At 48.3% G+C, this 15,033-nt stretch carries 10 protein-coding genes; 7 read left to right on the top strand and 3 right to left on the bottom strand.

The genetic code is table 11. The features are described 5' to 3' along the window. Nucleotides 1-80: 80 nt before the first annotated feature. The gene (locus tag BUA40_RS09460; RefSeq protein ID WP_072800450.1) at nt 81-1,394 is read left to right on the top strand and encodes a peptidoglycan DD-metalloendopeptidase family protein; all 1,314 of its coding nucleotides are present in this window, start codon (nt 81-83) and stop codon (nt 1,392-1,394) included. A gap of 7 nt (nt 1,395-1,401) precedes the next feature. Here BUA40_RS09460 and BUA40_RS09465 read toward each other — a convergent pair whose 3' ends face one another. The 3 genes from BUA40_RS09465 to BUA40_RS09475 form a co-directional block, all read right to left on the bottom strand. Further along, on the bottom strand, nt 1,402-2,856 hold the full coding sequence (locus BUA40_RS09465; RefSeq protein ID WP_072800400.1) for a S41 family peptidase: 1,455 nt from the start codon (nt 2,854-2,856) through the stop codon (nt 1,402-1,404). Next, nucleotides 2,856-4,154 carry a S41 family peptidase gene (locus tag BUA40_RS09470; RefSeq protein WP_072800401.1) on the bottom strand — a complete coding sequence of 433 codons (1,299 nt, stop codon included), beginning with the start codon at nt 4,152-4,154 and terminating at the stop codon, nt 2,856-2,858. The genes BUA40_RS09465 and BUA40_RS09470 overlap by 1 nt, the downstream gene beginning before the upstream one ends. A 97-nt stretch (nt 4,155-4,251) precedes the next feature. Next, nucleotides 4,252-5,004 (bottom strand): leucine-rich repeat domain-containing protein, encoded by a 753-nt coding sequence (locus tag BUA40_RS09475; RefSeq protein ID WP_072800402.1) that lies wholly within the window; start codon nt 5,002-5,004, stop codon nt 4,252-4,254. Nucleotides 5,005-5,269: 265 nt separating this feature from the next. On the opposite strand from BUA40_RS09475, the gene BUA40_RS09480 reads away from it, so the two are divergent. From BUA40_RS09480 to BUA40_RS09505, 6 genes are all read left to right on the top strand, one after another. Continuing rightward, on the top strand, nt 5,270-7,162 hold the full coding sequence (locus BUA40_RS09480; RefSeq protein ID WP_072800403.1) for an AIPR family protein: 1,893 nt from the start codon (nt 5,270-5,272) through the stop codon (nt 7,160-7,162). Between the two features lie 131 nt (nt 7,163-7,293). Beyond that, nucleotides 7,294-8,313: a hypothetical protein gene (locus BUA40_RS09485; protein WP_072800404.1), complete on the top strand. Its 1,020-nt coding sequence runs from the start codon at nt 7,294-7,296 to the stop codon at nt 8,311-8,313. A 175-nt stretch (nt 8,314-8,488) separates the two neighbouring features. Further along, the gene (locus tag BUA40_RS09490; protein ID WP_143149759.1) at nt 8,489-10,231 is read left to right on the top strand and encodes a hypothetical protein; all 1,743 of its coding nucleotides are present in this window, start codon (nt 8,489-8,491) and stop codon (nt 10,229-10,231) included. A 135-nt stretch (nt 10,232-10,366) separates the two neighbouring features. Continuing rightward, entirely contained in the window at nt 10,367-11,986 is a 1,620-nt protein-coding gene (locus BUA40_RS09495) for an acyl-CoA carboxylase subunit beta (RefSeq protein ID WP_072800406.1), read from the top strand. A 112-nt stretch (nt 11,987-12,098) separates the two neighbouring features. Continuing rightward, nucleotides 12,099-12,842 (top strand): hypothetical protein, encoded by a 744-nt coding sequence (locus BUA40_RS14400; protein WP_143149760.1) that lies wholly within the window; start codon nt 12,099-12,101, stop codon nt 12,840-12,842. A 281-nt stretch (nt 12,843-13,123) separates the two neighbouring features. Next, nucleotides 13,124-14,950: a S8 family serine peptidase gene (locus BUA40_RS09505; RefSeq protein WP_072800408.1), complete on the top strand. Its 1,827-nt coding sequence runs from the start codon at nt 13,124-13,126 to the stop codon at nt 14,948-14,950. The last annotated feature ends 83 nt before the right edge of the window (nt 14,951-15,033 follow it).

A 15,033-nucleotide genomic window follows, 5' to 3' on the forward strand; every position in this document is an offset into this window, starting at 1 on the left:
TTCAAATAAGAACTTTGAGAAACCCCTTGCTTAAACGCGAGGGGATTTTTTCTATTTTGTACCATCATTTTGAGGTGCATGTGAATCGTCTGGTGTTTTTTGCATTATTTGCGTTTCTTTCGCTTTCGTTGATTGGCTGTAACGACGAGAAAAAGATTCAAAATCTTAAAGATGAAGGCGAGCGGCTTCGTGCACAGATAGATTCCCTGACCAACGAAATTGAACAGCTGCAAATGCAGCCTGGCAACTGGATTGTGCATAACGATACCGTTCGTGCGGGCGATGGCCTTTTCCAGGTGCTTGTCCGCATGCAAATCAACGAACGCGAACGCGGCAAGATTGTGCTTGCTCTTCAGGATAGTGCCGAACTTTCCAAACTCCGTGTGGGCCAGGTCTTTTACGCTGCTATCGACTCTTCGGGTAGCGTCCAGCGATTCCGTTACGCCCCCAATCCGGCGAATATCCATATGCTCAGCCGCACCGAAAACGGTTACGTTTACAGCCTGATTCAAAAGCCGGTGACCCGCCGCCAATCCATTTTCGAGGGCGCTCTCACCGAAGGCAGCACCTTGAATGGAATGCTTCTTAAGGTAGGTATTCCCAGACGTATGGTGGGTATCGTGAGTGGTGTGCTCCAGTGCAAGGTGGCTTTCCCCTTGGCCCGCGCCGGAGACAAGTTCCGCATTTTGCTCGAAGAAACCTTCTACCAGGATTCCATCTGGATTTCGGGCCGAGTCGTTTATGCCGAATTCAACGGCCGTATCGTGGGACACCACGAAGCCTTCCGTTACGAAGATCCGGATCCGAAAAGTTCCTTTAATGCCCACTATACCGAAAAGGGCGAAGCTTTGGTTTTCGATGGCCTGCGTTATCCGCTGGACCGTTTGCATATTACAAGCCCCTTCGGTAGCCGCATTCACCCGATCACGGGCCAGCGCAAGACTCACTATGGCATTGACTACGGTAGTCCCACGGGTACGCCGGTTTACGCCGTTGCCGAAGGTGTTGTGACGGTTTCGGGCTTTGATCCCTTCAGCGGCAACAAGATTGCCATTCGCCACCGCGACCGTTCCGAAAGTTGGTACATGCACCTGTCTGTTCGCGGTGTAAAGGTGGGCTCCAAGGTGGCTGCGCGCCAGTGCATTGGCCGCGTGGGCTCCACGGGCCGTAGCACCGGCCCGCACCTGCATCTGGGTTTCAAGAACGAAAAGGGTAATTGGATCAATCCGGCGTCCAAGACCATGATTGCCGCCCCCAAGCTTGAAGGGCAGAGGCTTGCTCGCCTCAAGGATCAAGTGGCAGAAATCCGCAAACAAATAGAGGCGACTCTCGCCGCCCCTGCCGTAAAAGCAAACGATACCACCGATGTACTGGTGCGTATGCGTAGCTTATAAAAGAATCCTACTTGATGATTTTATATCTCGTTTTCAAGTCTCGGATGTCCGGGACTTTTTTGTTTGAATTTGTCGATTCGCGAGCCTTCGAGAAATGGTAGAGTCTTTCGGTCCCGTATCCGGCGGTGCGCAGTTCTGTTGCGCCCTTGGCGAGTTCTACGGCCTTTGCCATTTGTTCGTCGGGATCCGTTATTTCGTAGTCGGGGACAATGCCGACGTCGTGATAGCTATCTCCATTCTTGTCAAAGCCCTGCATGGCGGTAATGAGGGCGAGACCGCGAATGCCGTACTCCTTTCCGGTGAAGACGCCCTGGCCAATGCCCTTTCCGTAAGAGGTTACGCCCACGATGGGAGTCTTCTTGTTTACGGATACGGCTGACAATACGACTTCTGCGCAACTGGCGGAAGAATCGCTGGACATCAGAACGTAATAGCGGTTCCTGCCGATGCCATCTTTTGTGGCGGTGGTGACGACGGTGTCAATTCTTTGGACGAGTTTCAGCTTGCCGTTCACCGTAGCGGTATCGATTTCCACCATTTGGTCCATAATGACCGTGTCCCCGGCAGAGAGGAATTCCATCGAAACATTGTTGCAATGGTCGACGTTGCCACCGGGATTTTGACGCAAGTCAATAATGGTCGAGGTGGCGCCTGCGGTTTTTTCCAGGGCTTCGAGGAATTCTCCGTAGGTTCCCTTGGGGTGAATCGTCGTTTCCGAAAATTCCAGAATTTCAATGACCGGAATCGAATCTTCGTAGTGGACTATTACTGATGGGGCGTGGTATTCGTCCAAGGTTACGTTTACGACGACAGCTTCGTCATTGCGGAGAACCGTAATCTGTATAATGCTGCCTTTTTCTCCGGAACACATTCTTTCGAAGTTTTCGGCTGTCGAAATGGAAAGACCGTCGATAGATACGATGATGTCGCCTTCTTTGAGTCCGGCCTTCTCACCGGGAGAATCGGGATAAACCTTGGTAACGGTTAAATGGCTCGATATTCCGTCTGAAACAGACTGAACTTCAGCTCCGATGCCGACGACTTCTTGGGTCTCCATCACGCTCTTGTAGACTTGTTCGGCGACGTTGGGGTCGAAGTATTGGGTAAAGGGATCCGCCATTTGGTTGAACATGTAGCATACGTCGTAATAGTCGGCCGTACAATAGCCCTTGACCTTGTTGACGTCTGCGGTCCCCTTGCCTAGATAAACTTTGTAGTTGTCGGCAATTTCGTTGCGGGTGTGGCCGTAAATGTAGGCGAGATCAAGCCAGGCATAGTTGATGTAAAGCTCCGCTTCGTATTCGTCCTGCACTTGATCCGAGGGGTATGTTGCAAGAAAGAGCTGGTTCTCATCAAGCTCGCTCGGAATTTCGTCTTCTAACGAGTCGCTACTGACGGTGGATTCGCAGGCTGCCAGCAACAGCGCTGCTTCCAGTGATACAAGTAACTTGCTGAATTTCATTATAGCTCCTTTTCCCAAGTGTTACGGGCGTCTTCTCCCTCAAGAATTGCGCCCCCGTCAAATATATTCTGCGGGCGTAGTGCTGTGATGTCCGTAAAGTAGTCGGGGAACGCCGTCTTTGTCGCACTTTTCCCGTAATATTTTTGAATGGCTTCCAGTCCGCAGGGGAGTGTGGCCGGCTCGCAAACGTAGTCGGGGACAATACCCTTTTTGTGATAGGAATTTCCCTTGGGTGTTAAAAATTCAAGATTGGTAATAATTGCCAGTCCGCCGTTCATGGTTTTCCAGGTGCTTTGGCCAATGCCCTTGCCGTAGGTGGTGTCGCCTGCGACTTTTATGTCGGCGCCTTCGCTAATGGCGGCTGCAAAGATTTCGGCGCAACTTGCGCTATTCTTGTTCACGAGAACGACAAAGTTTTTTTTCTCGCCGGCATCGCCTGACTTGGCGATAATTGTCTGGGTGGTGTAAGTGGGGGTCCCGTCTCCAGCGGCCCCTCGGGAGGTGCGTATAGAAACCGAGCCTTTTTCAATGAACAGGTCTGCCATGGCGGTGCAGTGAACGACATGTCCGCCGGGGTTATTGCGCAGGTCAATGAGTCTGGGCTTGTCGGTGTTCCTTGTGGATTCCAGGTAGGTCTTCAACTCGCCGAATGTCCCTTCTTTTTGGTCGACGGTGTTGAGCTTGAAACCGGTAATGGTGATAATTTCGACTCCGCTTAAGGTGTCTATGAAAACGGTGGGAGCGTAGACATCTTCTTTAGTGAGCTTGTAGTCGGTGGTGTCACCTTGGTAGGCGACCTTGATGGTGATGTCCTTGCTGTAGGCGAGAACGGAATCGTAGATGGCCCTTGCCCGGTTGCCGGCGATATCGACTCCGTTTGCGGTCAGGATGTTTCCGTAGCGGGGAACCCCTGCGCGTCCTGCCGGACTTTTGTCGTAGACGCGGTAAATGACAAGCGGGTGTTCCATTGCAAATTCGCTGTATTCCATTCCCACGTCACCAGCCACAATGCTAGTGTTCATGCTACTAATAGTAGATGCGCTTTTTGCGGGCGGAATGTAACGGGTGTACGGATCGGACAGCTTCTTATAAAGCTCGGTGACGGAATCTCCCTGCTCATCCAGCAGGGGCAGTTCGTCTTCGTATAGGTACAGTCTTTGTAAAAGCCAGTAGTTGTAAGTGTATTCCGTTGGAGTCGGCGTGCTGTCTACCGGCTCGAAGAAATCACTACAGGCGGTGAGGAAAAAGGCGATGAGCACGCTCGCGGTACTCGCTTTGAGCCATGAGCATGTGTGCATTCGCCCTTTTTGCTTTTTTATTTCAAATATCAAAGCGAAACTCCTCTCAAACCTCAAAGCGCAGCGACCTCATCGCTCAGCGGCGCTCTGCGCCGGCCTACTGGTCTATGCTCAGTCCCTTCTTGTCCAGGAGCACGCGGGGGATTCCGCCTTCCATGGGGTTTTCGACGACGGAAATCGTCTCGAGGCTGTCGCATTCGGCAAGAGTTTCGGGGAGCGTTTCGAGCTGGTTTGCGTCAAGCACCAGTTCCTTGAGTTTCTTGAGGGCTCCGAATTCCGAGGGGATTGCACCCAGGTTGTTGCCCGACACCATCAGGACTTCCAGAGATTCCAGGTGGCTGAGCGCTGCCGGAATAGAGGTCAAGTCGTTGTTGTCGAGGTAGAGCTTGCGGAGCTTTTTCAGTTTGCCGAGCGTGGCCGGCACTTCAGAAAGCATGTTGTCGTGGAGACTGATCTTGGTCACGTTCACCCACTTGCCCACTTCGAGGGTCAAGTCCAAAAGCTGGTTCTTGGCGATATTCACCGTTTCGAGCTTTTTGAGGTTACCTACGGAATCCGGAAGTTCGGACAGGCTGTTGTAACCCAGGTACAGGTGTTCGAGATTTGTAAGTTCACCGATGGTTTCGGGGAGTTCCATCAGGTCGTTTTCACTTATGGAAAGCTTTTTCAACTTTTTCAGTCTAGAAATGTCGTCGGGGAGTTCCACGAGCATATTACGGTCGAGGATGAGCTCTTCGAGGTCTTCCAGTTCGAAAAGTTCCTGAGGAAGGATTCTCAGTTCTTTTTGGGAAAGGTCTAACGAGGTGGCTTTTTCGGCCTTGGCCTTCTTTATAATATCTAGCAAATTCATGGGAACATCTCCTATAGTGTAAATCATAGCATTTTTGCCCCGAAAAGATGAAACTTTATTCAAAAAAAGTAAAAAAGTATGATTTTTATACAAATGTTCACTATAAATGGGGGTGCTTTTGAAAAAAAATGAAAAAAATGTATGTTTTTTATCCACAAAGGGTCATTTTGAAACTATTTTTAAGGTGCAAAATACGATAATAAGGGTAAGGTGCCGCATTTGCACCCGACTTTTGCTATTGTAAAATAACAGAACTGAGGAAAAAATGGAACTAACCAAATCGCAGGAACGCCGTCTAGCATTTGTGGCTAGCCTCTTGAGTCTCAATCCGAACGATCCTACTGACAGAATTAAGGCACTCCGGCATCTAAACCTTGATGAGAACGGCTGCTTCCATGGTTTCCAATATTCCCAAGGCTTTATGGAATTCTTCATCTTCCTCGATGAAGACACTCCGCTCGAAAAGGTCGTTTCTCACCTGAATTCCGACCTGAAACAGCTCCAGATTGCCGTTTTCCGCACCAGCGACCCTCCTAATCCGTTCTTTATGTCGCTCCGCGAAGAAGCTGATCCTTGGGCTGTTAATAAGATTTCCGACGACGAAGAAGAGGAAGATTCCGATTCCCCGGCAAGTCGCCCCTACATGGAAACGCTCGAAATTACGGTTCTCCGTACCCGTGCGACCCGCGACATTACCGACTCCGAACTGGAACGTACCCTCAAGGATATGCGTCGCAAGCTCGGCATTTGGAAGAACGAAGTCAAGGCTAAGCTCGAAATTATCGCTGAACACGATGACTTGACCCGCGACTTCCGCAGCGCCGACGACAAGCTTGAAATCGTGATGGATTCCGATCCGCTCCACCTGACCTCCGATCACGGTGAACTTTTCCTCGGTTTCTGCCCGATTCGTACGATTTTTGACTACCACGTGAACCTGGGTAAGCGCCTCAAGACGAAGCACAACATGGCTATCGTTTCCAGTAACATCCGTACTTACCTCGGTAACCTCACTCACACGAACGCTGCTTTGATCGATGCCTTCCAGACCATGGAACGCAACGACGACCAGAACGTGAACGTGGATGACTTCCCGTTCCTGCACAACGGTATGACCCTTACCGGTGATGACCTGCGCCTCAAGGAACGCGATGGCAAGAAGGTGCTCTATATTGAACGCCCGAAGATTATTAACGGTGCCCAGTCTCTGTTCACCTATGAACAGTACGCCAAGAAGAGCAAGAAGCCGGTGAACCCGCAGGTGCTCGTGAAGGTGGTGGTGCCGTATCCTGGTGCCGACAACTTCCTGAACCAGGTGACCATGGCCAACAACCGCCAGAACCCGGTGTTCAGCTACCACCTGCGTGCCGCTGACGACCTGCAGTTCTTCATTTGGCAGCGTTACCAGGAAGAAGGCTTTACCTACGTTTATAAGGATGGCGTGCGCCTGAAGGCACGTACCCGTAAGCTCGAAGTGCGTATGCGCCCCGAACTTGCCAAGACCCTCTTCATGATGGATGGCAAGCTCAGCGAATGCCGCTCTAGCGACTGCATTTTCGATAAGGAAACTCTGTACCAGCGTTGCTTCGGCGCGTTCGTGCGTGTTTCTCCGGACAAAGAAAAGGATTTCGTCCGCAAGACCATCGCTTTCACCAAGGCTTGGCAGCTCCTTAGTCGTTTGCCGATCAAGATTCGCCGCGTTACCCCGGGTAAGGGCGTGTCTATCGAAGCGAACGACGATAACCCGCTGACCCGTATCACTTGGAACGGCCGCCTTGAAGACAAGTTTATCTTCCGCAGCGCCGTGAAGGACCTGGTGGTGGCCCTTGCCCTTAAGCATTGGCTCATTTACGGCGATCCGATTCAGGACTTCGAATGGCTCGTGGAAAACGAACTCAACTTCAACGATTCTATCCTCAAGTATGCTTCCAAGATTTACACCGAAGACTTGAAGGGTATCTTGATTTCTGAATTCAAGGACAATCCGGCCTACTACGACACCATTACCACCATCGACAAGGATTCCGGTGAATCTGTGGAACGTCGCTTGTGGAAGGGCTTCAGCAACACCGCTACTTACGACAAGATGATGGATCTTCTGTGCAAGAAGAACTCCTCTTGGGAAAAGTGCCGCGGCGGTATCGAAGTATTCCTTTAATATTTCGATATTACGTGATTTAATTTATAGAAAGTCCCCCATTGGGGACTTTTTTTTATTTACGTAATTTTTTTGTACGCAAGTTTATCCTTTTGTGTATATTCAAAGAGAATAAATCCGGAGGTATTACAATGAATATGAAATGTAGTCGCGTTTTCAAAAAAGCGTTGCCTTTGGCGTTGCTTTCTGCAACGTTTGCCATGGTGGCTTGCGATTTTGGTTCCGATTCTAAGGATTCAAGTGACGAACAGACCGTTGAACAGAAAAATACGGTTGAGGATGGTTCCGATCAGCCTACAAAGACCGAACCGGTTGATGGGAAAAACGTTTCTGAACAGGGATCTTCTTCAAGCGAACGACCAACAGATGAAAGTTCATCGAGTGTTCCGTCCGTCACTGAAAGTTCGTCAAGTACTCCGTCGAGCGTAGTGCAGTTGTCAAGCAGTAGTGTAGTGCCGCCGTCTAGCGACAGTGTTGAACCCAAATCCAGCAGCAGTTTAGCGCCTTGCGATTTTGAAAATTGGCTTGGAGCCGAAGGCATTGCTCGAATCAACACGGGTTACGATGCCGGTTTTAACAATTCCGGCTACTGGTATCTCGAAAACGATAGCATTGATGGGGGTAAGTCTGTCATCACATGGGCAGCTGAACCGGATCCGGAGGGAGGCTTAGAGCCGGTCCTTGAGGAATGTGGTTCTGGCGTTTGTGGAAAGTATACGCTGGATAAAGGCGTCTTGGACTATGAACCGTTTGTGGTGATCGCTTTCGACCTTGCGGGTAGAGATGCCGATGGCCGAGCCATACCGGTCGATATTTCTGGTATGAGGGGTATTGACATTCAATATAGTTCCTCGCATGCCGCTACACTTGAGTTGAGCCTGGGCGAAGAAATGGATAAGAAAATCGGTTATGCACTCCCGGCTTATGACCTGGGCAAGTCTTCTACCGGTAAGTATGCTAGCATTCCTTGGTCCAAGTTTGCTCAGCCGGTCTGGGCTAAGGGTGATCAGATTATTTCCATAGACGAAGCGATCACTTCTGTTGCTTCCATCCGAGTCAAAATTCAGTTTAAGACCGGAAGTGAGGGAGAATTCAATATTATGGGTATAGGAAGGCGTGGTACTCTTCTAGCTTGTTGCACCGTTTTTTAATACGATTCTAAAAAGTATTCCGAGTTAGAATAGAAACGCTCGCTCAAATTTGGTTTGAGCGGGCTTTTTTTGTGCGATTGGGGTCACCGGATTTTGACGTCATTAATATATTTTGTACGTTTTGAAGGCTTATCATATATATTTATGATGGAGTAAAGTTGTTGGAGGATTAAAAGTGTCTATCACGAGAAAGTTTTCGGTAGCGGCAGTTCCACTTATGGCCATGTCTATGGCTTTAGTGGGGTGTGATTTCGGAGCGAATGATGATTCGACCACTCAAAAAGTAATATCCGAAACTCCGCAGGATTCAGCGACGGAGGCTGTGGACGATTCTGCAGTCAGGGACTCTTCGAACGTTGCTCCGGCGGTAAAGGATTCTGTGGAAAAAAGTGCCGAGAATAACGATCCAGCAGAAACGCCTCCGGTTGTTCCGGATTCGGATGTGAAAGATCCCGTGATGACGGACCCCGTGGCAACTGATACTGCGGTAGAAGACACCATGATTGTTCCGGCTACTTTGCCTACGGTAATTTTGGCTAAATCCGCATCGGGTTGTTTCCAGACTTGGAACGGTATTGACGGAAAAGAAAGAGTCCTGACCGAACTTGACAATGGTTCCGAAACATCGGGCTATTGGTTCTTCTATAAAGACGATATTGATGGGGGCATGTCCATTATCGAGATTCCTGAAGAATCCGTGGAGGATGTTCTTCAGACGTGTGGTGGACTTTGTGTATCATTTGCTCTTGATAAGGGTACTTTGGATTATAACCCGTATGTGGGCGTGGGATTCAATCTTGCCGGGATGATTGATAATGAGGTCCAGCCGGTGGATGCCTCTAAAATGGGTGGCATTGTGGTCGCTTACACATCGGATCTTTCGATGAATGTCGAAATGGGCTTTACCGATGATGTAGAAAAGGAACTTAAATATGATGTTCCTTATACGACGCTCCCGAAAGCGACGGCGATGAAAACTATAGAAATCCCCTGGAGCGAATTTAGGCAGGCGGGTTGGGGAACTGGCAAAATAATTTCTGGCGAAGAAGGCGCTAGGAAGCTAGCTTCGTTAAAATTCAAGATTCAGGATAAGAGCGGTCAAAAAGGCAAATTCAATATCATTGGGGTGGCTCCCTATGATCCGACTTGTTCCTATGAGTCCCCGGCCCCAGCTCCTGAATCTTCGTCGAGTGTGGTTGGGTCTAGTAGCAGCGTGATTCCGGAATCTAGCAGCGGTGATGTGCCAAAATCCAGCAGCAGTTTGGTTCCTAGCAATTTTGAAACCTGGAACGGAGCGAAAGGCGTTGCTCGAATCAATACGGGGTATGATGCGGGAATGGAGACTTCTGGCGACTGGTATGCCTACACTGACGAAATGGATGGTGGCTTGTCAACGATTACCTGGCCTGTTCCGTTAGGCAACGGATTCTCTGCTAATGCCTTTGATCCGGTTGTTGATGCTTGCGGCGGTTTGTGTGGAACTTTCACGCTGGACCAGGGGACGCTGGATTACTATCCGTTTGTGGGGGTGGGCTTCTACTTGGCTGGTGAAGATGAGAATGGTAATATAGCCACTGTAGATGCAACGGCTATGGGTGGCGTTTGCGTTGTCTATACCTCAGATATGTCGGCAACGATTGAAATGAGCCTCGGCGATGATGGGGATAGGGAGATTGGTTATAATGTTCCGTACGTAACGCTTCCGAAATCCTCGGTTGTTAGAAAAGAGGAGTTCACTTGGGCTCAATTTAGACAGGCGAGCTGGGGGCGTATTTATATTTCGGGTGAAGATGCTGCCACCCGTTTAGCTGCGCTGAACTTCAAAATTCAAGGAAAGAACGGTTCAAAAGGAACGTTTAACATCATGACTATTGGACCTTACGGTGGTTGTGACGATAAGATAGACGTTCTTCCGTAATTAATCCGCTGGCTTCCTACAAACTACTTGCATCTTACTTATTTAAACAAAAATATACAAAAGTCGTTGACTAGCTCAACGGCTTTTTCTAATTTTGGCTACGAAAATCTTACAAGTACAGGAGTTCTTTACAAAATGTGGAACGAAAAGTATATCGCCAAGTTGGATAGCTACCTGGCCCAGGCCCAGGCAGCAGGTGGGGCTGCTCGTGTCGATAAGCAGCACCAGTCCGGAAAGTGCACTGCCCGCGAACGCATGGAAATGCTGTTCGACGAAGGTACGTTTGTAGAAGTCGGTGCGCTTCGCAAGTCGAGCAACCGCGTGCTCAAGGAAAGCAAGGTCGTCTTGGGTGACGGCGTCGTGACCGGTTACGGCAAGGTGAATGGCCGTCTGGTGTTTGCATCCTCCCAGGACTTTACGGTGGGTGGCGGCTCCTTGGGCCAGTGCCACGCTGAAAAGATTTGCCGCGTGATGGATATGGCTGTCGAAGCCGGTGCTCCGTTTGTCGCCATGAACGATAGCGGTGGAGCCCGTATCGACGAAGGCGTGTTCTCGCTCGCTGGCTATAGCGCCATCATGGCCCGTAACGTTTGGGCTTCTGGCGTGATTCCGCAGATTGCCGTGATCATGGGCCCCTGCGCTGGTGGCGCCTGCTATTCTCCGGCTCTCAGCGACTTCATTTTCATGACTCAGAACACGAGCCAGATGTTCCTCACCGGCCCGGCAGTCGTGAAGCAGGTGATGGGCGAAAACATCACCGCCGCTGAACTCGGTGGCGCTCCGGTGCATACCTCCAAGTCCGGTGTGGCTCACTTCATGTACGAAGACGACAAGAAGTGCCTCGAAGGTGTCCGCAAGCTCCTCAGCTACTTGCCGCAGAGCAACCGCAAGGAATCTGCCGAATGCAACTGCAAGATTGCCGAAGCTGCCAAGAACGACGAAGGCTTCTTCAAGAAGCTGTTCTCCAAGTCCGAATCGACCGAAGTTGCCGCTTCCTTCGACAACAGCGCCTCTATCCAGGACATCGTTCCGGATAACTACAAGCAGGCTTACGACGTGAAGTCCGTGATTGCCGCCTTTGCCGATGCCGACAGCTTCTTTGAAGTGCAGAGCGACTGGGGCAAGAACGTGGTGATTGGCTTTGCTCGCCTGAACGGTGAAGCCATCGGTATCGTGGCTAACCAGCCGAAGGTGCTCGCCGGTTCCTTGGACGTGGACGGTTCCGACAAGGCTGGCCGCTTTGTTCGCTTCTGCGACGCGTTCAACATTCCGCTGCTCGCCCTCGCTGACGTTCCGGGTTACATGCCGGGTTCCAAGCAGGAATACTCGGGCATCATCCGCCACGGTGCAAAGCTCCTTTACGCCTTTGCCGAAGCGACCGTGCCGAAGGTGACGCTCATTCTGCGCAAGGCTTTCGGTGGCGCCTACATCGCCATGAACAGCAAGGACGTGGGTGCCGACTACGTGTTCGCCCTCCCGATTGCCCAGGTGGCCGTGATGGGTGCCGAAGGTGCCGTGGAAATTATCAACAAGAAGGAAATCGCTGCAGCTCCGGATCCGGTGGCCGCTCGCGCCCAGTGCATCGCCAAGTACGAAGAAGAACTGATGAACCCCTACGTTGCCGCCTCCATGGGCGTGGTCGACGAAGTGATTCACCCGGCCGATGTTCGTAAGCGCCTGATTGCCGCTTTTGACGCCTTGAAGACCAAGGAACAGAAGCGTCACTGGAAGAAGCACGCAAATATACCGCTGTAATAGATTCTATATCTAGGAATTGTCCGCCATTGATGATTGTCATTGGCGGGCTTTTTTTTACTTGCAAAAAAAACGTAATGAAAGTATATTGATAAATATAAGGAGAAGGAATATGAAAAAAATAATTGTTTTACTTTTTTGCATGCCTTTGATGTGGCTGGCATGCTCTTCTGATTCTTCCGGCAATTCGGCTAATGCAGAAGGTAATGCGGCTTTGACTGAAACATCTTCTAGTTCAACAGAAAACGAAGGAGTTTTGTCTTCTTCGTTTGTTGAGCGAAATACTCCTGCTTCTTATGGGGTTGTTCCTATTGATACGGCCTTTGTCGCTAGAAACCCTCAAAGTATAAATGGTGATAACGGTAATATAACGTCGTCTTCAAAGACTGTATTCCGTTTCAATACGGAAAGAACTGTTTTGTATGAAAATTGGGGAGATCGAGTCAGTGAATTTGTTGCTGCGTACTATGATGAATTAGGAGTACAGTTTTCAGGAAGTGATTATAATGCAGGTTATATGGTGACATACCGGACTCTGTCTGATGAATCTCGTAATTATGCGGCGTGGCTTTGGAGTAATTCCTATTCTCAAAAAACTTGTGAAAGTGACTATGAACTATTTGAAAGTGTATGCTCTAGCCACAATGGAGAATTTGTCAATTATCGCGAAGGAGATGTATGCGCAACAAATCAACTTTGGCTGTCTTGTGTGTATCCGTTAGATGTAGAAGTAAATAAGGCTTTTATTGATTCTGTGGCAACAGAAATCCATTCTTTTGTTAGTGAGCATTGGTCCACTCCGTATCCAAAAATTGAACCGTCGTCTTCGATGAGCGCTAGTTCCACTTCTCCGTAAAAATGAACTTGCAACCATATTTTTTTTAGCTCTGCAATTACTGCGGGGCTTTTTTTTGTGATGGTTGGAATATTTAGGTTTTTTGTTCGAAAATACAATGTTTTACGTTGTATATAATGTTGTATGTAGATGAATTACTAGTGCGATGTTGATTTTCTTACATAAAAAATATTATGTAAAAATCATAACTTTTGTTGTTATCTTTTGTCCGGTTTATTGATGATAAACTAAAAATATTGTCAATAAATTAACGGAAAATAAATAACATTCATGGAGAGAAAATGAACTCTACGAAGATTATTGCTGCTGCTGTAATGGCATGCAGCATTGCGTCTCAAGCTCAATTGCTTGAAAAGTATGAAATGCCTGCAAAGAAATCGCAATCTTTGGCGGCTTCTGAAACGATTGATCGTATGGATCCGGAAGTTCGTAAGTTTGTGAATAATCGTAAAACGAAAAAAGTTTTACGCCAAAAGGTTGTTAAATCTGACCTTTTGGGCCGTAAGGGCGCTAGCAAGAGTGCATCCGTAAAGGATTCTGTCGTTTATGTGACGAATAGTGCTGATACGGAAAAAATGCGAGTTATTGTTAGTCGTATTAGCAAAGATCCGTTTGTTGACATAGATGGCTACACTGATGAAGTCTATTATGATGAAAATAGAAAACAGCTCGTTTATTCCTTTAACGGAAAGCAAATGAGTGCGTCTGAATATAAGGCTGCTAAGGATAAGTGGCAGAAGAAATATGACAGAGCTGCTAAAAAGATTTCTGCTCCTGTCATAAAGAATCTTACAGCGGCAGAAATTGAACAGGAATATAATTCTTCGGATGAAGTTTATGTTTCATCGATGCCTAATTTTGTTCAGGATGAAATTGTTGGATTGACTGATGGACATTATGCTGCAACTGCCGATGTCATGTGGGGAATAAACGGCTTGAAAACATCTGGTTTTGATGCCGGCTATAAGGGTCAAAATATTGGTGTGTATTTCTCAGAGCCGGGTTGTGCTGATCGTGGAACCTTGGGGTCGTATTATCAAGAACTCTATTGCTCTGGAAGAGGAAATGGGCATGCGGCCAAGGTGGGCAAACTGTTGAACTCTACAGCACCTTCTGCAAAATTGTATGGGCAAGATGCTAACAGCAATGTGTATCTTTCCAATCCTAGTTCCAAAAATATTATGATTGGATCGCATTCATGGCATTATGCTCGCGTATACGATAGATTCTATACGGTTGATGATGCAGACATGGACCAAGATGCTTATTCTAATCGTATTACTCATTTTGTAGCTGCTGGCAATAAGGTGAGTGAACCTGATTACTATATCTTGACTCCGGGCAGAAGTATTAATGCTATTACTGTTGGTGCTGTTTATCCTACAAAGGAAGCTTATGGTGTCAATAATGGGTATTTGATGACGGAATATACCTTCCATATCAATCCTGACATTAACCACCATGGAGATGGCAATGCAAAGCCGGAAGTTTTGAATTTTACGAATTTTAAGCTCTCTGATGGAATTCTTTTTGGTGGAACGAGTGCTTCGACACCCTTTACGGCGGGTATGGCTGCAGTGCTGATGTCTCAGCGTGCCGAATTCCAAAAAAGCCCTGAAAAAGTGAAGGCTGTGATGCTTGCTGCAGAAGGTATCCAAACTCTGAATGCGGAAGATATTGACTATGATGATGCCAAGTTTACAGCGCAGATTCCGTCGTATAAACTTATGAATAAAGCTTATATAAAGGGGTGGCCTGGTAAAACTGAACAGCAAATTTTCGGTTCGAATAATCATGGAAATGATGCCTATACGACTGTGACGAGAACTGTTCAAAAGGGAAAACGCTATAGAGCTGCAATTGCTTGGATGGAACCTGCTTACTATATAACAACAAACAAGCAACTTGCCTATGACTTTGATTTGGCTGTCTTTGGTACGCCGGTTGGTACTAGAGGATATCAGTCTCAGAGTCTGTTCAATAACTTTGAAGTATTGGACTTTGTTCCTAAGCAGTCTGGAGATGTTCAGTTTAGAATTGTCAACTACAGAAATGAGGTCCCGAGCAAGCCTATTTATTTGGCCTTTAGCTTTGTTCAGGTTGACTAACGCTTAGCGCGAAGTCATTCTGATGTTGAGGTGCTCTCGGCTGTTTTGTCGAGGGCATCTTTCTTAAGTAGAAAGGGAAATTT

The sequence above is a fragment of the Fibrobacter sp. UWT2 genome (genome assembly GCF_900142545.1).
Classification (GTDB): Bacteria; Fibrobacterota; Fibrobacteria; order Fibrobacterales; family Fibrobacteraceae; genus Fibrobacter.

Excerpts from the sequence above, each read along its gene's own strand:
- BUA40_RS14400 (WP_143149760.1), top strand. The coding sequence starts at position 12,099 with ATGAAAAAAATAATTGTTTTACTTTTTTGCATGCCTTTGATGTGGCTG.
- BUA40_RS09480 (WP_072800403.1), top strand. The coding sequence starts at position 5,270 with ATGGAACTAACCAAATCGCAGGAACGCCGTCTAGCATTTGTGGCTAGC.
- BUA40_RS09505 (WP_072800408.1), top strand. The coding sequence starts at position 13,124 with ATGAACTCTACGAAGATTATTGCTGCTGCTGTAATGGCATGCAGCATT.
- BUA40_RS09470 (WP_072800401.1), bottom strand. The coding sequence starts at position 4,154 with ATGCACACATGCTCATGGCTCAAAGCGAGTACCGCGAGCGTGCTCATC.
- BUA40_RS09465 (WP_072800400.1), bottom strand. The coding sequence starts at position 2,856 with ATGAAATTCAGCAAGTTACTTGTATCACTGGAAGCAGCGCTGTTGCTG.
- BUA40_RS09485 (WP_072800404.1), top strand. The coding sequence starts at position 7,294 with ATGAATATGAAATGTAGTCGCGTTTTCAAAAAAGCGTTGCCTTTGGCG.
- BUA40_RS09475 (WP_072800402.1), bottom strand. The coding sequence starts at position 5,004 with ATGAATTTGCTAGATATTATAAAGAAGGCCAAGGCCGAAAAAGCCACC.
- BUA40_RS09495 (WP_072800406.1), top strand. The coding sequence starts at position 10,367 with ATGTGGAACGAAAAGTATATCGCCAAGTTGGATAGCTACCTGGCCCAG.